This is a genomic window from Paenibacillus sp. NPDC058367, assembly GCF_042723305.1.
Taxonomy (GTDB): domain Bacteria; phylum Bacillota; class Bacilli; order Paenibacillales; family Paenibacillaceae; genus Paenibacillus_AQ.
In genome coordinates this window covers 830,883-851,320 of the sequence record NZ_JBHXIZ010000001.1, presented here as the reverse complement: position 1 = coordinate 851,320, position 20,438 = coordinate 830,883, and the positions used below count along the sequence as shown (strand labels likewise).

Sequence of the window (20,438 nt, the reverse complement as noted above, 5' to 3'; positions counted from 1 at the left end):
TGCAATAATACAACACTAAACTATAGAAGAAGATTACGCAATAAACCAAGTATATAGCTGGTCTGAATATGAGTAGGACGGATCTGCATCTGCTGAATAGACGCAATTGAAAGGGTGGATGGTGTATGAATAGTACGAAACACCGCAAATATTGGTTGGATACGATGCTACAGATCGGGAACCCAGTACTTGACGCCTTGTCGCAAAGAAAATTAAAGGAACGGCTGCCCACCGAGTTTCATAGTGACAGGAGCAAGTTTGCGCATTTGGAGGCATTCGCCAGGTTTGCCTGTGGAATGGCCCCATGGCTAGAGCTTGAAGGGCTGGAGGGTGAAGAAGAAGAGCTCAGGGCTCGTTATGTCATATTGATGCTGGAATGCATCGATGCTGCTGTTGATCCATCATCACCTGACTATATGGATTTTAAGTCCGAAGGCCAACCGTTGGTCGATGCGGCATTCCTCGCTCACGCGTTGGTGCGTGCACCGAAGCAGCTTGCCGGGCGGCTGAATGAGCGGGTCAAAGGTAATTTAATAACAGCTTTGAAGCGAACACGCCGGACTGCACCCAGCGGGAGCAATTGGCTGCTGTTTAGCGCAATGGTTGAAGCAGCTTTGTATATACTCGGCGATTCAGAATATGACCGGATGCGTGTTGGTTATGCGATCCACATGTTCATGGATTGGTATAAAGGCGATGGTATCTACGGGGATGGCAAGGACTTTCACTGGGATCATTACAATAGCTTTGTCATTCAGCCGATGCTTGTGGATGTGGTTACACTTTTTGAACGGGACTCGGAGCAATACTCCGTATTGAGGCCATTGATTCTGGAGCGGGCACAAAGATACGCAACTGTTCTGGAACGGATGATTGCGCCGGACGGAACGTATCCGTTTATCGGGCGCTCTATCGTTTACCGTTTTGGTGCGTTTCAGCTGCTATCACAAGCGGCGCTACAGCATTTTCTGGAGGATGCGCTATCACCCGCACAGGTACGCTGCGCCTTGACCGCTGTAATCACACGGACTATGGGATTTCCAGGGACGCTGGATGAGGACGGGTGGCTACGTCCGGGGGTGTATGGTTACCAGCCCGAGCTTGCGGAGAGCTATATCAATACGGGAAGTCTCTATTTATGCGCTTCAGTATTTCTTCCTCTGGGGTTACTTCCTTCAGATCCTTTCTGGGCAGGGACAGAACTGAAATGGACAGCACAAAGAATTGCAGCCGGAGAGGATGTTATGAGAGATCATGCCTTAAGTAGATAGGGGGATCTGATCTAATCGGTCAAAGGGAGGGGAAAAGCATGAACAGACAGGAGCTTTTCGGAATTGTCCAAGAAATGAAGCCAGCAGATCTGAGCTTGTATTATGCTGATGGAGAGTCGGATGCTTTTTGGAAACAAGCCTTATTATCCGAGACATTAAAGGAAGATATCAGCCAAATCCGCGAGGAGGCTCAAAGATTAGACAGCCAGTCTATATCAGAGCTGACGGATACGCTATTTTCAATTTTTGCGCGCACAGGTTCGAGGTTGGAATATGAACGGGTCTATTTCGAACGGAGAAGAAGGCTGAATACATATGTATTTATGACCTTGCTTGAGCCGGATAATGTCAGACTTCTGGAGAACCTGGAAAATATCCTATGGTCTATATGCGAAGAGTACACATGGTGCCTGCCAGCCCATCTTCCTGCAGATCATAATACAGAGAATATTGATCAGTTTATTGATCTGTTCTCCTCGGAGACCGCTTTTACCCTTGCCGAAATTTCTCTATTACTGGGAGAACGACTTCCGCTGCTTCTTCGATCCCGAATCAGACATGAAGTAGAAAAGAGAATATTTCGACCTTTTATTGAATGTGGTCCTTATGAATGGGAGACTGCACGTCATAACTGGGCAGCAGTGTGCGCAGGGTCGATCGGGGCAGCCGCCTTATTGATATTGGATGATCCTGCTGCGCTGACGAATATCCTGCTGAAGACAGAGCGCAGCATGAGCTACTATCTGGAAGGCTTCGGGGATGATGGGGCCTGCCTGGAAGGTCTGAGTTACTGGAACTACGGATTTGGCTATTTCACGTATTACAGCGATCTTCTCCGGGTTAGAAGTGAAGGAAGAGTAGACTGGTTTGCAACGGACAAAGTGCGAAGTATCGCTCAGTTCCAACAGAAAATTTTCATCGGTGGCAATTTTGTCGCCAATTTCTCTGACTCAGAGCCTCGAATTCACATACATATGGGCTTGTCCCATTATTTAGCTGATACCTATCCAGAAGTAGAATGTCCTCCGCCTGTGCTTCGCACTCCTTACGCTAAGGATCACTGCAGCCGCTGGGCTCCGGCTTTTCGAAATCTCATCTGGAGAAGGACCGGCGATGAGAAACAGGATCAGGATTGGGGAGCCGCCAGTTATTATCTTCCTGATGCGGGATGGCTTGTCTCGCGTTATCAGTCCGGAGGAAGTTCGTTCGGTTTTGCGGCTAAGGGAGGGCATAACGCTGAACCTCATAATCATAATGATCTGGGACAGTTCATTCTGTCAGGTGGAGGCGAAATCTATGCAGCTGATCTCGGCTGTGGAGAGTATACGGCTGAATATTTTGGGGCTGGCCGTTATCAATATGATTGTAACGGCTCGCAGGGACATTCGGTTCCGATCATCGGCGGCCAGTATCAACTGGCTGGCAGGAAGCATAGTGCTACAGTTCTGTACGCGTCGGCTGCGGTTGAAAAAGATGAACTGAAGCTGGAGCTGTCTCAGGCATACGAAGTGGAAGAGCTTCAATCCCTGATCCGCTCTATGGTTTGGTACAAGGGGCAGCATCCTCGCTTGGAGTTAATGGACGAGTACCAGTATAACGGTAAGTCAGTGAGTTGGACAGAGCGGTTCGTTACCTTGCGTCGTCCGAAAATGCTGCGTGCTGGTGTTGTGCTGCTGCCCGGAACTGGAGTAGGCGGAGTGGAACTGACTTATGATGTTCAGATCGTTGAGCCAGAGATTACTGCACGTGAGTACCGGGATCATTTTGGCAGGGATACGGTCTGGCATACGCTAGACTTTCATGCTCTTAAGCCCGGTTCTGAAGGAAAATTAGTATTCACCTTTCAATTTATATAAATGATGAAAGAAATAGTGGACCATTCTAAGAAGGCGGTGTTTGAAATGAATATAACGGAAAACCCAACTTGGCTGGATGAAGCTTGGAACAAGGCACTTGAAAAGACAAGATGTAACAGTGGAAAGATCGGTGCAGAATTTCCACACGCGAGTCAAGGTGGTAAATACTTGCTTGAAGCACCGAACTGGTGGACAGCAGGGTTCTGGCCGGGAATGCTCTGGCAGTTTTATTCTGAAAGTGGGGACGAAAGCCTTAAAATGATCGCGGAGCGCTGCGAAGAGAGACTCGACGAGGTACTGGACGGCTACGATAAGCTGGATCACGATTTAGGCTTCATGTGGATTCTTACCAGTGTGGCAAATTATAAGTTAACGGGTAGCGAAGCGTCGCGAATTCGGGCATTAAAGGCAGCTAACTACCTGGCAGCCCGCTTCAATCTGAAAGGACATTATATTCGGGCTTGGAATCCATGGAGTGAAGGGGAGGACAATAGCGGAGTTGCTATTATCGACTGCTGCATGAACACCAGCCTGTTGTTCTGGGCTTCCGAGACAACAAGTGATCCCCGCTATCGTCATATCGCAGAGGCGCATATGGATACTGTGCTGGAGCATTTTATCCGACCGGACGGCTCCGTGTACCACATCGTCAAATTCAACCCGGAGACGGGTGAAGTGGTGGAGAAGCTTGGTGGGCAAGGCTTTGCGCCCGAATCGGCTTGGTCACGCGGCACGGCTTGGGCTATTTACGGCCTAGCGCTTGCCTATCATCATACGGGAAAGCAAAGCTACTTGGATGCATCCAAGCAGGTAGCGCATTTCTTCTTGACCCGACTTCCGGATGATCACGTTCCACATTGGGATTTCCGCGCTCCCGGTGAAGTCGGCGAGATACGTGATAGCTCCGCTGGTTCCTGCGCAGCGAGTGGATTGCTGCTGCTAGCCGACCAGGTGGATGATTCGGAGTCCCATGTGTACCGGAACGGGGCTATAAGAATAGTGGAATCTCTCTACAGGAATTATGGCAGTTGGGACAATGCGGACGAGGAAGGGTTGCTGCTTCATGGTACAAGTAACTACCCTGAGAACCGGAATATAGATGTTCCTCTTATCTACGGTGATTTTTTCTATGTCGAAGCACTGGCTCGGCTAAAAGCAGCAGGACCCTTCTATTGGGAATAGGGGGGATTATGATGAACAATGAGAAATCTTTTTCTCGTATTGGCGATAATCCGCTAAAGACCCGTGAGGATCTGGTGATCGCTCTTGAGCAGCTTACGGATCCACTTCGGCCGTTCTACAGCAAAGGTGGCTCACGACTTAAAATTGGCAAAACAGGGGCGAGCTATTCGGCAGGAACTGCTGAAATGGAAGGTTTCTCACGGGTGTTGTGGGGTTTGGTACCCCTGCTCATTGGTGGTGGAGACAGCGAACTCTGGGACATCGTGCTGGATGGCATTCGGCATGGCACCGATCCTTCTAATGAAGAATATTGGGGAGAGGTGAAGGACTACGATCAGCGTTTGGTCGAAATGGCGGTCTTCGGCTTCGCATTGGCAGCCATTCCGGAACAGATTTGGTTGCCGCTTGCTCCGAATGAGCAGGATCAATTATACCGTTGGCTGAATCAAATAAACGCCCATCCTTGCTATGATTGCAATTGGCTGTTCTTTAACGTTCTAGTCAATATCGGATTCCGCAAAATCGGTCGTCCCTACGACGCAGGACAACTGGAGAGCAATTTAAAGCGCATGGATGATTTCTATTTGGGAGAGGGCTGGTACAGCGACGGGATTAATGGTCACAGCGATTATTACGTACCTTTTGCTATTCATTACTACGCACTGCTGTACGCAAAGCTGATGGAACAGGAAGACCCTGAACGTTCCCGTGTGTTCAAAGAACGGGCTCGATTGTTTGCTGTCGATTTCATCGGCTGGTTCGCACCCGACGGTTCCGCACTTCCTTATGGACGTAGCTTGACTTACCGCTTTGCCCAGTCGGCATTTTGGAGCGCCGTTGCCTACGCAGATGTTGAAGGATTTCCCGCAGGCGTGGTGAAAGGTCTAGTGCTGCGAAATCTGCGTTGGTGGTTCAGCCAGCCGATTGTTGACGCCGATGGCGTACTGACCATCGGATATACTTACCCGAATCTGGTCATGGCGGAGAATTACAATGCCCCCGGATCTCCGTATTGGGCGTTAAAGACTTTCTTGCCGCTGGCTCTAGGGGTGGATCATCCGTTCTGGAAGGAAGAGGAACTGCCGCTACCGTCCATTCCGGCTGTCATGGTTCAGAAGCCTGCACATCTTGTCATCGTCCGCGATTCCGTTTCCGGTCATGTGGCAGCCTTCAACAGCGGACATTTATACACGAATGAACATACCCACACCTCGGCCAAATACGAAAAATTCGTGTATTCAACAGGCTTCGGCTTCAGCGTGCCCCGCTCCGAATGGGGGCTCTCCCAAGGAGCGTTCGACGCTATGCTTGCGCTGAGCGAGCGCGGAGACAACTTATACCGGGTACGACGCCAGAATATAGAGTCTGAGATGATAGACAACGTCCTACGTTCCGTCTGGAAACCGTGGGCCAATGTCGAGGTTCAGACTTGGGTTGTCGCCGGACTTCCTTGGCATATTCGGATTCATCGAGTCGAAACTGGACGGTCGCTGGATACCGCAGAGGGTGGATTCGCACTTGGCCAAGAGAATGAAATGATATCGAAGATCGATGTGGCTGGTGCGATGGCCTCCACTGCTTGGGGAACCAGCGCAATCAAGGATTTGCTAGGTTGTCGGAAGGGTGAGCTGGTCTGGCCGAACGCCAATACGAACCTGCTTCACCCTCGAACGGTGCTGCCGATGCTGACGAGCACCCTTGAGCCGGGAATTCATTGGCACGCTTCGGCCGTCTATGGTTGTCCCTCAGAGGGGGCTTTGGATATTCAGGCTGATCAAGCTGATGAGGTCCTCAAGCATTCACCTGAGCAAGATTTGAAAGTTAAGTTCAGCGAGGGAACGTTAACCATTGTCACTCATTTTGGGAGAGAAATCGTTCTTAATATATAATGAGTTTGTTGAATATTTCTCACACTAATTGAAAAGTCACAATAATAGCCCTGATGCAGAACTACTGCACTAGGGCTATTGTTTTTATGTGGATTTTTATGATTTTATCTTTTAATTATTGAGTTTTTTATCAAATGTTTTCTTAGATGGACAATTATGCTATAGTACTCTATCTAGTCATTTACAGAAGTATTGATTTATCAGACGATGAATAAACTGACTTTTGGCAAAACTAGAAATACCGACATCTATAGAAAGATAAGAAAGGCAGGAACTCCTTATGGACAACGGCAGTCTGGTCACGTGGATACTTTCATTTGTTATGATTATAAACATATTGCTCTCTGCTGGTTTTTTATTTTTTGAGAGGAGAGATATTGGTTATACGTGGGCGTGGCTTATGGTTTTTTATTTCATTCCCATTTTGGGCTTTATTATTTATCTCTTTCTTGGTCGTAATTTAGCAAAAAAGAATTTCTTTGGCCTTTCAGCTGAAGAAAGTAAATATCTACAATCAACTGTAGATCATCAATTGGCTACATTAAAGGATCAACGCGAGAATCAGAACGCTTTGTTAACGAAATATGCTGATTTAATTCATATGAACCTTGTTTCATCGAATGCGCTAATGACAACAGATAACGAGATAGCTATTTTTAACGATGGTAAACAAAAGTTTGACTCTTTATTTAATGATATTAGAAATGCCAAAAAAGAGGTCAACATTCAATATTACATCATCCAGCCTGATGATTTAGGGACAAAATTAAGAGATGAATTAACTAAAAAAGCCAAAGAAGGCGTAAAAGTGCGGGTTCTCTATGACGAAATCGGCTCCAAGAGACTTTCTCTTAAGTTCTTTAAAGAACTACTTTCTGCTGGTGGAGAAGTAGAGGTATTCTTTCCATCACTGCTTAGACCGATAAATTTTCGAATGAATAATCGAAATCATAGAAAACTATGTATCATCGATGGGGAAATTGCTTATATTGGTGGATTTAATGTGGGAAATGAATACTTAGGGATAGATAAAAAGTTTGGATATTGGCGGGATACACATTTTAGAATGAAGGGTGGTTCCGTTAATCAAATTCAAGGCAGGTTTCTTCTGGATTGGAAACATGCCCGGAAACACGAGCAGGTAAGCTTCGATCAATTTTCCTTTACTACTGGAGGTCATGCCGGATCAAGTCCCGCTCAAATTGTGTCTAGTGGTCCTAACTCGCTAGTTGAGCATCTGAAAAATATGTATATTAAGCTGATCTTGAACGCCAAACGGAGTGTGTATATTCAGACGCCATACTTCATTCCAGATAGCAGTTTTATGGATGCATGTAAAATTGCACTCCTATCCGGTGTGGATGTACGGATTATGATTCCAAATAAGCCTGATCACCCTTTTGTATACTGGGCAACTTGGGCGTATGCAGGTGAATTATTGAATTATGGAGCGAAAATTCTGTTATATGAAAATGGTTTCTTGCATGCCAAGACGATTGTGGTAGATGAAGAAGTAGCGTCCGTAGGGACAATGAACATTGATTCCCGGAGCTTTAGACTCAATTTCGAAGTTAATGCAATTGTTTATGATGAGCAAGTTGCTAAACAGCTTCAAGAATTGTTTCAGGAAGATAGCCAGTTAAGTACAGAGCTTACCCCTGAGCGTTATAGAGAAAGATCCCTTATAATCAAATTTAAAGAGGGGATTTCTCGTCTTTTTTCGTCTATCCTCTGAATACACAGACCCTATACTCCGTACAAAAAGCGAGCTGTGGACTTGTAAATTCACAGTTCGCCGCGGCACATGGATTCTACTATGCTTCACACGACACCCTGTTTTGATTTCATGCACTTAAGATTGTATGTGCGACCGTATACTTTTGCATATCTGACAATTCGGTCAATCATACGGGTGTCTTTCAGCTTAGTAAACGGGCACGGATCAGGAGCCGTATTCACTTCCAAGATCCATGGCTTGAGACGTTGATCTAAGGCAATATCTACACCGATTTCCTGAAGGCCGGGATAGACAGTGCTAAGCTGTCTGGCGGATTTCACTCCAATTTGCTTCAGGGATCGGATCAATATTGTACAATTCTCTGTGTTTGTGTAGGCTTTCAATAATTCCTCAACCGGATAAATTGTTCCTCCTTGACTCCCGTTTGTAACTACTTTGCGAGGATGCGCCACGCGTCCTGCAACCCCTGTTGCTTCCCACCCACCTTTAGAATTTCGCTGCACCATCACCCGGATATCGAATGGGCGGCCATCGTACACCAACAGCCTGATCCCCTTTTGAACTAAATAGGACTTCCCTTGGGCTTCTCGTAAGAGGGCCCGATATGCCGCGTCGTAATTAGAGAATTTGTGTACGTGGGTACCGGACTGATAGCTGTATTGTGCACGAGTATGTTCAACCCGTATCACGCCCTGTCCTAAAGATCCGCAGCAAGGCTTAATGTACACCATCTTATATTTTTGTAGCATTTCATAGAGAGTGTTCTTATCCATTTTTTTTGTGAGCGGGACATGTTTATTTAACTCTTGATTTCTAACCAGCACCCTTGTCTTCGTCAGCTTATTGGATATACGACTTATCTGCTTCATCATTTTGTCCCTCCGTCTCAAAAGATCCATAGGCTATATTACGGAAATGCCTCAGCTTTTGATTGGGCAACCACCGAATCGTAGAACACACTGAAAGAACTCTACATATGATTATGGTAGGTATTTATCTATGGGCTGCAGCTTGCGGTCAACAGGAGGCGGCCATCATGCTGCTCGACAAAGACAAATTGCAGGATAAGTTACTTAAAGTAATTGAGGCATTTCCCTGGTATAAGGGGCTGATCGGCGGCGAAAGAGCGAATTATAGCTTAGACACGCTTCCGCTTATGACGTCGACAACGCTAGATACCTATTATTATAATCAACCTTTTGATCCTTCTTTGACCGTATATTTGACTTCGGGTACAAGCACTGGCCGTCGAAAAGCTATACTTTACTCTAAGGAAGACGATAAGCACTATATAGATATTAAAACGAGGCTGTACGGTGATCTTATTGCGGGAAGCGGATGTGTTAGCGCTTTGGCGGATATGGGTACTGGGCATGCGGCGAACACTGCACTGTCCATTTTTGAGCGGTTAGGATTGGAACATCATTCAATTCCCTTCGAATTGCCGATCGAGCAGCATATTGAACAGCTTCAAACCTTCAAGCCTGACTTACTCTACACAATGCCTTCCATCCTTGATCATATCGTACATGCTACTAGAGATCCGCGGGCTTTTGGAATCCGAAAGATTATTTTGGTTGGGGAAATCGCCTCATTAGGTTGGCAGCGGAATATGGCCCGTCTGTTCGGTCTTGAACCGCGCGACATCATTGATACGTATGGCTCTATTGAAATAGGCACGATTGCTTATTATTCACATGATCTTGGCAGGTATATTTTTGCTGATGGGATTTTTGCGGAAGGGGTCGGGGCGCAGGAGATTGGCGAAGAACTAAGTCCGCTTAGTAATGATGAAAGTGTTCTTGTTCTTACCTCCATGGTTCGCAAAATGCTGCCAGCTATTCGTTTCGTTACCTATGATGTTGTAAGGGACTTTAGGTCTGTGATGATAGATGGTGTGGAGAAGCAGAGCTTTAGTTCCATCGTCAAACGGGTGGGTCGGGAGCTGAAGCACGGGGAGAAAATAAGCCTGTACGATATCGAACAGGTCGTATACCGACATCTTGAAGATGCGATCATTCGGGTCAAAGTGAGGAAGAATGCGCTGACCGTTTATATCAAAAGTAAATCTGCGGATAACACCATTGTCCCGAAGATCAAAGAGGAAATTAGGGAATGCATTCCGGAAATCGGCATGATGATTCGAAACCATCTGCTGGACGATATTGAGGTCATTATAGTAGGCAAAGACGAGCCGATGGACAGCGGAAAGGTTAAGAACAAAAAGCTATATTACCAGAAAAATAAAGATCGCGCAGAGATGGCCTTCACTGACGGTATTTTGTCGACTATCGGAAATACACCCTTAATCAAGCTGAAGAGCTTGTTTTATAAAAGTGAGTTTGACGTCTATGCAAAAATGGAGCTGATGAACCCGGGGGGAAGCGCCAAAGATCGTCCCGCCCTGCGGATGATCCAAGCGGCATGGAAGGAAGGAACAATAGGCCCTGGAACCACCATCATTGAATCGAGCTCTGGTAATATGGCGATAAGCTTGGCCATGATTTGTAAGTATTTGGGGATGCGTTTTATCAGCGTTATTGATCCTAGAACCACGGAAACGAATCTGCAAATTCTGAAGGCGTTGGATGCCAAAATCGACTATGTCGCCAATCCCGATCCCGTAACAGGGGAGTTTCTTCCTGCTAGGCTGAACCGTGTACAGCAGTTATTGACGGAAATACCGGGCAGCTACTGGCCGAATCAGTATGCGAACGCAAATAATTATTTAGCTCACTACCATACGACAATCAAAGAAATCGTGACTGATCTTGAACGAGTGGATTATTTATTTTGCAGCGTTAGTACATGCGGAACCATACGGGGTCTTGCGGAATACGCAAGAGATCACGGACTTCGGACCAAGATCGTGGCTGTTGATGCAGAGGGAAGTGCGGTTTTTGGCGGAAATAAGAGTACACGGCGCTTCCCGGGACTGGGTGCAGGCATCGTGCCACCTTTTTGCAGAACAGATATAATCGACCATATCGTGCATGTCTCGGATTCGGATATCGTAAAAGGTTGCCGGATGTTGGCACAGAACGAATCCATCCTGGCTGGCGCATCCTCCGGGGGAATCATTGCCGCCGTTAAGCAGATGGAGCCAGAATTGACCCCGGGAGCTGTCTGCGCAGTCATTCTGCATGATAAGGGAGAGCGTTACCTCGATACCGTATATTCTGACTCATGGATTCAGAACCAATTCGGTCAGGAGCTATTGGCTGAATGTGGTGATCTCCCTGAGATGTAAGAAACGATATGTTTCATAAGGAGGTGACGGTATGCTGTACTTAAATGATCGAGATATACGGGCAGTAGGTGTTGATTGGCCTATTCTTGTGGAGTCGTTAGAAACTGCTGTGGGTATCATCGATTCAGGTGATTATGTGCAGCCGATAAAGCCTTACCTAAGGTATAAGAGTCCACAAAACCGGATTATTGCAATGCCCGCTTACGTAGGGGGAGAGGTGAACGCGGCAGGGATAAAGTGGATTTCTAGCTTCCCAGATAATATTGAGGCTGATCTTCCTCGCGCGCATAGCATCATTGTATTGAATGAACCAAGTACAGGCCAGCCTTCAGCCGTCTTGAACTCTCCGCTTCCCAGTATTATTAGGACGGCTTCCATCAGCGGACTGATGATTCGTTACTTTTTGCAGGCGCGTTCAGTGGAGCGGATTCATCTAGGCATTATCGGTTGGGGACCGATTGGGCAGGTTCATTGTCAAATGGTTATGGCTCTGTATGGGGATCAAGTCGAACGTATCCGGATTTTCGATATCAAGGGAGTAGATTTATCAGGAATCTCATCTCTCTATAGAGATAGGATGGAAGTGGCTGAGACGTGGGCGGACGTTTATCAGCATTCGAATATCTTTATTACTTGTACTGTATCCGAACATCGGTATATCGATCTATATCCTGAAAAAGGTAGTCTTCTGTTGAATGTTTCACTGCGTGATTATAAGCCGGAGGCGTTAGCTTCGTTAAAAGCCATTATCGTCGACGATTGGGATGAAGTGTGCCGTGAGAATACGGATATTGAGCAGCTTCATTTGGAGCAGGGGCTCACTCGTGCTGACACCCAGATGATTACCGATGTTGTCTTGCGCCACAGCCTAGCTGAATTCGGCGAAGATGAACCGATCTTCTTTTGCCCGATGGGGATGGCCGTCTTTGATATCGCTACAGCGGTGTATTACGTGAACAAGGCGAGAGAAAAGGGGATAGGGACCGAGCTGGAGTAAGGAGAGCAAGAATGAGAGCAATTCTGTCCATATAACATACTGAATAACCCGCTTACTAAGCGGGTTATTCAGTATGTTATGCACTATAGGTATCCTTTATAAATTGAATAAAATGTGCAGTGGCTAAGCTAAATAAATTATTTTTTTTCCAAGCCAAAACATGACTTGTAGTTCGTTCAGGTTCAAATGGAACAAAACAAGTACGTTCACTTTCCCGGATAGAATATGAGCCACTCACACAAATGGCATAGCCAAGCTTTCGTTCTACTAGAAGCATGGCGTTTGTCAAAAGATTATGTGAGGCAAAGATACGAAGACTCTCATTCTCGACCCCAAGCCAGCTTGCAATCTCATTTTGCACAATGGTACGTCGAGGTAGGATTAGCGGTAAAGTAAGAATATCCTGAATACCAATAGAAGACTTCTGGGCGAGAAGATCATCTCGTCGCATCAGAATTCCCCACTGTTCCTGATAAGGCAAGCGAATATAATCATATTTAGCGGCTTCAATGGGCTCTAATAATATACCTATGTCAATATTACCTCGGTCCAGCTTCTCCCGAATATCATCCCCATCCGCACTATACAATTCATATTGTACCCTAGGGTGTCGATTGGAAAATTCCTCTAATAACTCCGGCAACGCCCTGGATACGGTGGACTCCACACATCCGATAGAAACAACTCCACCAAGCAAATCTTTTTGTTCTGCCAGATCTCTTTCTGTTTTATCTAGTAGTGAAACGATCTCTTTTACTCGTTGTTGAAACAGAAGTCCACTGTCTGTTAGAGTAATCTGCCGTTTTCCCCGAATAAACAAGCGGGTATCCAATTCTTCTTCCAGATCCATTAGCTGTCTGCTTAGAGTGGGCTGGGTAATGTGGAGGATTTCTGCTGCTTTTGTTATATTGCCTATCTTAGCCACTGTTAAAAAATATCTGAGAACACGAACATCCATGATTGTTCATTCCTCCTCTGTTGTTACCTCATTTAATAATAACATCTAGAATTCCCGGATTAAACGATACGTATTAAGCATGATACGTAATTCATCATAGGCATTAGATATTTATTGCTTTAGAAACTACCATGGAAGTATGAGTTCTGTGACTTAAAACGACTACAAAATGGAGTTAAACATATGAGCAAACTAGAAACTGCAATCACGAAACCATTATTATTTTCCAATCTACAACTAAAGAAATTATTTCTCCCCTTAATGATAGAGCAATTATTAGAAGCTATGATGGGATTGGTGAATTCTGTCATGGTAGCCTCTGTTGGGGAGTCAGCAGTATCGGGTGTATCTTTAGTAGAAATGGTGATGTTACTGTTGATTAGTATATTTGCAGCGCTCGCTACTGGAGGTACTGTAATTGTGGGTCAATATCTTGGAAGTAAGCGGGAGAATCAGGCTAGAGAAGCAGCGAATCAATTAGTTTTGTTTGTTGGTAGTGTGGGGCTAGTGATTATGGTTTTGATTTATTTACTGAAAGGATTTATTTTACATGGTTTATTTGGAACGATTACAACTGAAGTGTATGGACACGCGAATACTTATTTATTAATTGTTGGGGTTTCAGTTCCTTTTTTAGCGCTTTATAATGCAGGTGCAGCCGTATTCAGAACGATGGGGAACTCCAAACTACCCATGCAAATAATGTTGGTTGTGAACCTTGTGAATATAGCAGGGAATGCCTTGATGGTATATGGACTTGACATGGGAACGGCAGGTATCGCTATTCCAACGTTATTTTCCAGAATGGGGGCTGCAGTTTGTATTCTTGTTCTAGTATCTAATCCAAAGAATCTCTTATCTTTGAAAAAGACCTTGCGGCATAAATTTGATGGCAAGATGATCAAGCAGATGATGAGAATTGGTGTACCATATGGAATGGAAAATGGAATGTTTTATATTGGACGGTTATTGATATTGAGTTTAGTCTCCACATTTGGAACAGCGGCTATTGCAGCAAATTCAGTTGGCAGTACGATCGCTTCCTTGCAAGCGTTACCTGGAATGGCTATTGGATTAGGAATGTCTGTTGTGATTTCGAGATGTGTGGGTGCTGGCGAGTATGCTCAGGCTAGGTATTATACAAGGAAGATTATTGGCATGATCTATGTGGCACAGATCGTTAGTTCTGTTGTAAGTCTAGCTTTGTTTCCAAGCCTACTACGTATGTATCATTTTTCAGAGGAAGCGGAGCAATGGGCAACCATGATCGTATGGAGCCATGCGATCGTCATGATGCTGATATGGCCTTTTGGAAATGCACTGCCAAGTGTTTTTCGGGCGGCAGGAGATGCGAAATTTCCTATGGTCGTAAGCATGATTACTATGATTTGTTGTAGAATTGCGTTCGCTTATGCACTAGTATATTGGTTTCATATGGATATGTTTGCAACGTGGATTGCAGTCTATTGTGATTGGTTGATTAAAGCAGCATTGTTTATTTGGCGGTATATTAGTGGGAAATGGACAAAATTCCAAGCGATACAATAAAGACAGCCCTGATGAAGAATACATCGGGGCTGTCTTGCAACTGGTGCAACTGATTAAAGGGTATAACCGAAGCCTAGTATAGTAAAACACTTATCCTGATCTTCGGGCACCATTTTGATTTCTATCTGATGCTCACTGCTAGCTTCGTTTTGATATAGAATTACCGGATTGCAATGTGTCCAGTTGTTCACGTGAGGATCAGCAGTAACTGCAAGGCTGCCGTCTACGAAGATATCCGCCTTGCCGAATTCGCTGCTGCCGGAATCCTTGTATACGAGGATGAGATTTTTACTCGTTATTGTCAGCTTGAAGCTTTCTTCACCAGACGCCCTTGAATGCATCCAATTATGAGGGAATTCCGGAGTACCGTGAGAGTCAGCATCCATTTCTACCCGCTGCAAATCGGTATCTATCCCCCAAAATCCGCCTACTTCGATCTTACCTGCGTCAATATAGTTTTTTCGATCCAGCAGGAGGGTTCCTGTAAAATCATTCCCGATAACCGGTCGTTGATCCAATAAGATCTCATCTTCATTCATTAGTGATTTATGGGTTTCGGTGAATAAATATGCGAGACAATCAGCCATTACCCGGTGACCCTCATTTGTCGGATGATAGATATCATAGAAAAATTGCCGTTTAGAGATGATGTTGCCTTCAGCTTTACTCAGGCGGAACTGCTCGGATACGGCATCCTTTACACTAACCATAGGAAGATTATAATGGCGGCCAATGGGGGAGAGCCGATCCTGCAGGTTCCAGTCATTCATAAACACACTGAACAGAAGGATTACGGCTGGCTGATGATCGGCGGAAAGTATTTTTAAGCATAAGCTTTCAAAACAATTGCCTTTCGTTTCATCCCCTTCGTCGTTTACCGCAAATTCCACTACCACGATATCTGGTGTTACGGAACCGTCTCTAAGAATATCTCTTTCATAGCGGATGACGCCAAGCTCGGAGGGTGTTCCGCCGACCCCAGCCTTCACAAAATGGATGTTCTCGCCACCATTTGTGCCGAATAAGTCTTTAAATCTTAAATACGACTGATAGGCATAACATTCCGTGTGTATCGGCTTAGCACCGGCTCCTTGAGTAATGGAACCTCCAATATAAGCGATCGTGACTTCCTCGCCCTTTATAGCCTTATTCATGGCAGCTTTTAATCTTTTATTATTGCCAGCATGCAGCAAGGATTGTGTAATGATCTTTTGGTACTCATTCGATTCAAAAGCAACTGGTGGTTCAAGGATTAGCTCTGGAACAGAATAACCGTCATGCAAATAAAAAATAACACTCGCAATCGCCAGTTCGCCTGCGTGATTAAATTCAAAAGCAAATTTTCCGAGCACATCATCTTCTTCAGAACCCGGATTATCTGCTAACTTCAAAATAACCTCTGAACCATCGGCGGGGCAGGGTACACGTAAATAACTGCCGGTTTCATATTTACTAGTTTTGCCCCAGTGCTGCAATAAAAAAGTGACTGGATCTTCCTGCGCGTTAGTCCTTCTCACGGATACTCCAATACTGTGGACTAATTTGCGAAATCCTGCACTGCTCCCCAGAAGCTCCAGAATTGCTTTATTTGTGACGCCGCCTATAAATTTGGTCTTATCGATCAGATAGCTGCCTTCCAGATAAACTTCTTGTGACGGTTTGCCTTCGGCTCTTGCTGTTGCTTCAATTGCTGTTTCATACAGCACAAAAAAGCCGTTTCTACGATCAGCCGGGTCCTTTGGAGCCTTCGGACCTTCAATCTGTTCGCGTGCAATGAGTTCGTTATTCTTTTCCATATGGATCATCCTCGCTTTATAAGGTTCTCTTGTTATGGATACGCTTGCAAAAGAAATGATTCTGCTACAAGGGAATACCTGTTAACAGTAACACCAAATATCTAGATTGTTCAACCAATAAACAAAGTTTCATTTAATAATTACAAAAACTTGCTAGTTTACACATGGAAGTTGAAATCGCTTACTTATATAATGTGCCTAGTCATACGAAAATAGGATGCTTAAGGGGAGAATAATCATGCCTACGCAGGAATTAATCCTTGTGAAGCAGGGCAAAGCTGCTAAGATTTACGTGGATCCCAAAGGGAAGGATTATGCCGGTTTGCGCCGCGTGGCTCAGTCTTTTGCAGCAGATGTTAAACAGGTAACAGAGGTTGAACCTGAAATACATACACAATTGAAGGCATTGGATGGAACCGTTGTAATCGCTGGATCGATCGGAAGTAATGAGCTTATTGATCGTTTAATTGCGAAGGGGACAGTGGATGTGTCCGCCATCCAAGGGAAAAGGGAATGTTATAAAATTCAGGTAGTTGAAGAACCGACAGCAGGAGTGGACAAGGCGCTCGTCATTGTGGGAAGCGATAAACGCGGGACGATGTACGGGATTTATTCTATCTCTGAAAAAATTGGCGTTAGTCCGTGGAAATATTGGGCAGATGTTATACCAGAGAAAAAAGCAGATTTGATCTTACCTGATAGCCAGCTACATAGGATTTCCAAAGAACCTTCGGTTAAATACAGAGGGATTTTTTTGAATGACGACTGGCCGTCCTTGGGCTCTTGGGTAACTCAAAGATTTGGTGATTTTAATGAAGATTTCTATGACAAGGTGTTTGAACTAATTCTTCGATTAAAGGGGAATTATTTATGGCCAGCGATGTGGAGTGCCGAATTCAGCCTTAACGGTAAAAGCAATCCAATCGCCAACGCCCAGCATGCACAGGAATACGGCATTATAATGGGAACCTCCCATCATGAACCTTTATTTCGGGCAGGCAGTGAATGGCAGAAGGTATACAACCAATATGGAACAAGTAACTTATGGGATTTTGCCCGAAACAAACAAGCTATTACGGATTTCTGGGAAGATGGAATCAAACGGAATCAGGACTTTGACAATTTAATCACACTAGGGATGCGGGGAGAAAGTGATTCTGCGCTGGAGGGCTCCGACCAGGAGAATATTGACCTGCTGAAGGATATCATCCTTACGCAAAAAGAATTATTAAAGAAATATAATCTTGAGCACTCGCCCCAAATTCTAGCCGTATACAAGGAAGTGGAGAAGTATTGGTATGGCACTGCTGAGGTTGAAGGCTTGAAGGACTGGGAAGTCCTGAATGAGGTTACGATCCTGCTGGCAGATGATAACTTTGGCAATCTCCGCAAAATCCCAACGGAACACGAACGCGATCGAAGTGCAAGGTGGGGGATGTACTATCATTTTGACTATCATGGGGGTCCACATTCCTATGAATGGTTAAACACGATTCCGCTGGAGAAGGTTTGGGAGCAAATGTGTATGGCATTCGACTATGGCATCCGTGATGTATGGATTGTGAACGTCGGGGATTTGAAGCCTATGGAATTGCCTATTTCCTACTTTATGGAATTGGCCTATGACTTTGAAGCTTGGGGTACTGGAGCGATTAACCGGACTGTGGAATATACCAATCGTTGGGTTGAGCAGCAGTTCGGATATGCACTGGAACATGAGACATGCCTGGGCATCGCGCAATTGCTGAGTGAGTATACCCGAATGAACGGCCGCCGCAAGCCAGAGATTATTTATCCGTCAACCTTCAGTCCAATCCATTACAATGAGGCACAGAGAGTGCTGAAGCAGGCGATTAGGATGGAGAATGCCGCTGACCAATACTATGCTCTTATTCCTGAATCATTAAAAGATGCGTACTACCAGCTTGTATATTTCCCTGCTGCTGCATCAGCCAATGTGCTCAAAATGCAAATATATGCTGGACTTAACGAGCTATATGCTGGACGAGGCAGTGTATTGGCCAATACCTACGCTACCCTGACTCATGAAGCCATCGATAGGGATAAACACCTGGAGCAGGTTTATAATAGCGGAATTACAGAAGGAAAATGGCAAGGAATGATGAGTTCCCCTCATGTCGGGTATGTTCACTGGAATGCAGAGGGGTGGAAATATCCAGAGGTGAGCACGTTGATTCCCTCTAAAGGCTCTATATTGATTGTTGATGTTGAAGGTACGGAGCAAGCGTATGTTGCGGGGACGGCAAAGCTTCCGGTATTTACAAATCTGCAAAAAGAAAACTATTGCATTACTATCAGCAACGGTGGAGAAGCGGGCTTTGAATATCAGGCAAGTAGCAGTGCAGCTTGGATCAAGCTTGAGAAAACATCGGGGTGGATCAAGGCTGGGGAGACCTTACAGGTTTCTGTAGATTGGGAAAAAGTTCACGAGATATCGACGGGTGAAATTACGATCTCTGGTGCCGGAGGCACCGTTAAGGTTAGTGTAGCTGTGAACTTCTCTGACATTCAGGATGTGCCAGCGATGACCTTTATCGAGACGCATAATACAGTGTCCATTGAAGCGGAGCATACCTCAAGTCGTGTTGCACAATCAGGGGTGGAATGGAAGACCATTGCTAACTATGGGCGTTCTTTATCCTCGGTTAAAATGTTTCCGGATACGGTATCTTTTGAACAGCCGGAGAATGCGCCTTATCTGGAATATCAGGTTTTAGTACAGCAGAATGCAGATTACAGCTTAACCGCGTATATTGCTCCGACAAACAACCTGTCACAGTTCAGTGGATTAAAATATGCGGTAGGCTTCGATGCACAGACGGCAGTGATTACGGATGCTTTACCTACGGATTTTGCGGGCGGCAATCATGATAATGAACCGTGGTGCCGCGCGGTTATGAATAATATCCATACCGTGACCACCATTCATGCTTTAACGAAGGGGATCCATACCCTCCGCTTTTACGGATTGGATGCGGGCCTGGTCCTGCAAAAGCTTGTGTTGTCCGCTGCGGAGCTGCCGTATTCCTATTTGGGCCCAGAGGAGAGCTTCTATACTAGGGGGACGCACTAATTCATAGTTAGAGCTAATTGAAGGGCTGAATCCCCGAATGGTTCAGGGTCCTCCGTTATTTCAAGGCAGATGACGGAGGATAACCCTTGATATTTTTGAAAACATTACTGAAGTAGGCGACATCTTGATAACCACAGTGCGCTGCTACTTCGGACACATTGAAGCCACCTGCGGACAGAATCATCTCGGCATTGTTCACCCGTACTTTATTTATGAATTCCTTATAGGTGGAACCGGTGTTTTGCTTGAACAGCTTGCCAAGATATACAGGATTTAAGGCAACCAAATCAGCTAGTTCCTTGATCGCAACTTCCTCCGAATAATGATCCATAATATAGGTCATTACTTTTTGGATTCTCAGATCGATCAGAGGTGTCTCTTGATGGTGGGTTATGCTTAACAGGCGATACACGATCAGTTGAAAAATGGCTCTGGCCTTCATTTTATAAAAAGGCTGTTTGCCCATCCATACATGCGAGAAATCTTTGATGTCCGCTAGGATCTCTTTAGTTCTCCAGTTTTTAGTTACGGTCTCAAAAGGGAGCTGCACATGATTGTCCTCCCCCTGCCAGAAGAAATTAAACGCAAAAGAACGCATGGGTGCCTCCTTAAAGGTCTGCGCTTCCCGAATACTTCCGGAAGGTGCATAGAGCATATCACCAGCTTCAACCGTAAATTTCTCCCCATTAATAAAATAGTTTGATTTCCCTTCCACAATGAAGGTAAGGTCATGGAAATCAATTTTGCTCCTCGTTATCTCCCAATCCGGGAAGGATCTGCGGTCGACGAACAAAAAAACATTCGGAACTAGATTCTCATATTTGCCAATGTCCATTTCAGCCATTGCTCCTTCCATATA

Annotated in this window: 13 protein-coding genes; 9 read left to right on the top strand and 4 right to left on the bottom strand. The window is 45.2% G+C overall.

The genetic code is table 11. The features are described 5' to 3' along the window. The first annotated feature begins 125 nt into the window (after positions 1–125). The 5 genes from ACFWMP_RS03925 to cls all read left to right on the top strand — a co-directional run bounded on the left by ACFWMP_RS03925 (position 126) and on the right by cls (position 7,933). Positions 126–1,271 carry a DUF2264 domain-containing protein gene (locus ACFWMP_RS03925; protein ID WP_379422070.1) on the top strand — a complete coding sequence of 382 codons (1,146 nt, stop codon included), beginning with the start codon at positions 126–128 and terminating at the stop codon, positions 1,269–1,271. Between the two features lie 38 nt (positions 1,272–1,309). Then, a complete protein-coding gene (locus ACFWMP_RS03920) occupies positions 1,310–3,127 on the top strand; it encodes a heparinase II/III family protein (protein WP_379422068.1) in 1,818 nt (605 codons plus the stop codon). Positions 3,128–3,172: 45 nt separating this feature from the next. Next, positions 3,173–4,309, top strand: a complete 1,137-nt coding sequence (locus ACFWMP_RS03915) for a glycoside hydrolase family 88 protein (RefSeq protein WP_339247066.1) — start codon at positions 3,173–3,175, stop codon at positions 4,307–4,309. 8 nt (positions 4,310–4,317) lie between these two features. Beyond that, positions 4,318–6,198 carry a DUF2264 domain-containing protein gene (locus tag ACFWMP_RS03910; protein ID WP_339247068.1) on the top strand — a complete coding sequence of 627 codons (1,881 nt, stop codon included), beginning with the start codon at positions 4,318–4,320 and terminating at the stop codon, positions 6,196–6,198. A gap of 280 nt (positions 6,199–6,478) precedes the next feature. Next, positions 6,479–7,933 (top strand): cardiolipin synthase, encoded by a 1,455-nt coding sequence (gene cls, locus ACFWMP_RS03905; protein WP_339247071.1) that lies wholly within the window; start codon positions 6,479–6,481, stop codon positions 7,931–7,933. A gap of 86 nt (positions 7,934–8,019) precedes the next feature. Here cls and ACFWMP_RS03900 read toward each other — a convergent pair whose 3' ends face one another. Further along, entirely contained in the window at positions 8,020–8,808 is a 789-nt protein-coding gene (locus tag ACFWMP_RS03900) for a YheC/YheD family protein (RefSeq protein WP_339247073.1), read from the bottom strand. Between the two features lie 59 nt (positions 8,809–8,867). On the opposite strand from ACFWMP_RS03900, the gene sbnA reads away from it, so the two are divergent. Together sbnA and ACFWMP_RS03890 are read left to right on the top strand one after the other, a co-directional pair. Beyond that, a complete protein-coding gene (sbnA, locus tag ACFWMP_RS03895) occupies positions 8,868–11,186 on the top strand; it encodes a 2,3-diaminopropionate biosynthesis protein SbnA (RefSeq protein ID WP_379422064.1) in 2,319 nt (772 codons plus the stop codon). A 31-nt stretch (positions 11,187–11,217) separates the two neighbouring features. After that, positions 11,218–12,183 carry a 2,3-diaminopropionate biosynthesis protein SbnB gene (locus tag ACFWMP_RS03890; protein ID WP_379422062.1) on the top strand — a complete coding sequence of 322 codons (966 nt, stop codon included), beginning with the start codon at positions 11,218–11,220 and terminating at the stop codon, positions 12,181–12,183. 76 nt (positions 12,184–12,259) lie between these two features. On the opposite strand, the gene ACFWMP_RS03885 is transcribed toward ACFWMP_RS03890, so the two are convergent. Next, complete coding sequence (locus ACFWMP_RS03885; RefSeq protein WP_379422060.1) at positions 12,260–13,141, bottom strand: LysR family transcriptional regulator; 882 nt, start codon at positions 13,139–13,141, stop codon at positions 12,260–12,262. A gap of 183 nt (positions 13,142–13,324) precedes the next feature. Between ACFWMP_RS03885 and ACFWMP_RS03880 the strand changes: the two genes are divergently transcribed. Beyond that, positions 13,325–14,689 carry an MATE family efflux transporter gene (locus ACFWMP_RS03880; protein WP_379422057.1) on the top strand — a complete coding sequence of 455 codons (1,365 nt, stop codon included), beginning with the start codon at positions 13,325–13,327 and terminating at the stop codon, positions 14,687–14,689. A gap of 53 nt (positions 14,690–14,742) precedes the next feature. Here ACFWMP_RS03880 and ACFWMP_RS03875 read toward each other — a convergent pair whose 3' ends face one another. Next, complete coding sequence (locus ACFWMP_RS03875; protein ID WP_379422055.1) at positions 14,743–16,485, bottom strand: SGNH/GDSL hydrolase family protein; 1,743 nt, start codon at positions 16,483–16,485, stop codon at positions 14,743–14,745. 238 nt (positions 16,486–16,723) lie between these two features. Between ACFWMP_RS03875 and ACFWMP_RS03870 the strand changes: the two genes are divergently transcribed. Further along, a complete protein-coding gene (locus ACFWMP_RS03870; RefSeq protein WP_379422053.1) occupies positions 16,724–19,579 on the top strand; it encodes a glycosyl hydrolase 115 family protein in 2,856 nt (951 codons plus the stop codon). A gap of 55 nt (positions 19,580–19,634) precedes the next feature. Here the strand turns inward: ACFWMP_RS03870 and ACFWMP_RS03865 are convergent, their stop codons facing one another. After that, positions 19,635–20,414: a helix-turn-helix domain-containing protein gene (locus tag ACFWMP_RS03865; RefSeq protein ID WP_379422051.1), complete on the bottom strand. Its 780-nt coding sequence runs from the start codon at positions 20,412–20,414 to the stop codon at positions 19,635–19,637. Between the last annotated feature and the right edge of the window lie 24 nt (positions 20,415–20,438).

Bases quoted from the DNA above. Each gene is read 5' to 3' on its own strand.
- ACFWMP_RS03925 (WP_379422070.1), top strand. From the start codon at position 126: ATGAATAGTACGAAACACCGCAAATATTGGTTGGATACGATGCTACAG.
- ACFWMP_RS03920 (WP_379422068.1), top strand. From the start codon at position 1,310: ATGAACAGACAGGAGCTTTTCGGAATTGTCCAAGAAATGAAGCCAGCA.
- ACFWMP_RS03915 (WP_339247066.1), top strand. From the start codon at position 3,173: ATGAATATAACGGAAAACCCAACTTGGCTGGATGAAGCTTGGAACAAG.
- ACFWMP_RS03910 (WP_339247068.1), top strand. From the start codon at position 4,318: ATGATGAACAATGAGAAATCTTTTTCTCGTATTGGCGATAATCCGCTA.
- cls (WP_339247071.1), top strand. From the start codon at position 6,479: ATGGACAACGGCAGTCTGGTCACGTGGATACTTTCATTTGTTATGATT.
- ACFWMP_RS03900 (WP_339247073.1), bottom strand. From the start codon at position 8,808: ATGATGAAGCAGATAAGTCGTATATCCAATAAGCTGACGAAGACAAGG.
- ACFWMP_RS03890 (WP_379422062.1), top strand. From the start codon at position 11,218: ATGCTGTACTTAAATGATCGAGATATACGGGCAGTAGGTGTTGATTGG.
- ACFWMP_RS03885 (WP_379422060.1), bottom strand. From the start codon at position 13,141: ATGGATGTTCGTGTTCTCAGATATTTTTTAACAGTGGCTAAGATAGGC.
- ACFWMP_RS03880 (WP_379422057.1), top strand. From the start codon at position 13,325: ATGAGCAAACTAGAAACTGCAATCACGAAACCATTATTATTTTCCAAT.
- ACFWMP_RS03875 (WP_379422055.1), bottom strand. From the start codon at position 16,485: ATGGAAAAGAATAACGAACTCATTGCACGCGAACAGATTGAAGGTCCG.
- ACFWMP_RS03870 (WP_379422053.1), top strand. From the start codon at position 16,724: ATGCCTACGCAGGAATTAATCCTTGTGAAGCAGGGCAAAGCTGCTAAG.
- ACFWMP_RS03865 (WP_379422051.1), bottom strand. From the start codon at position 20,414: ATGGACATTGGCAAATATGAGAATCTAGTTCCGAATGTTTTTTTGTTC.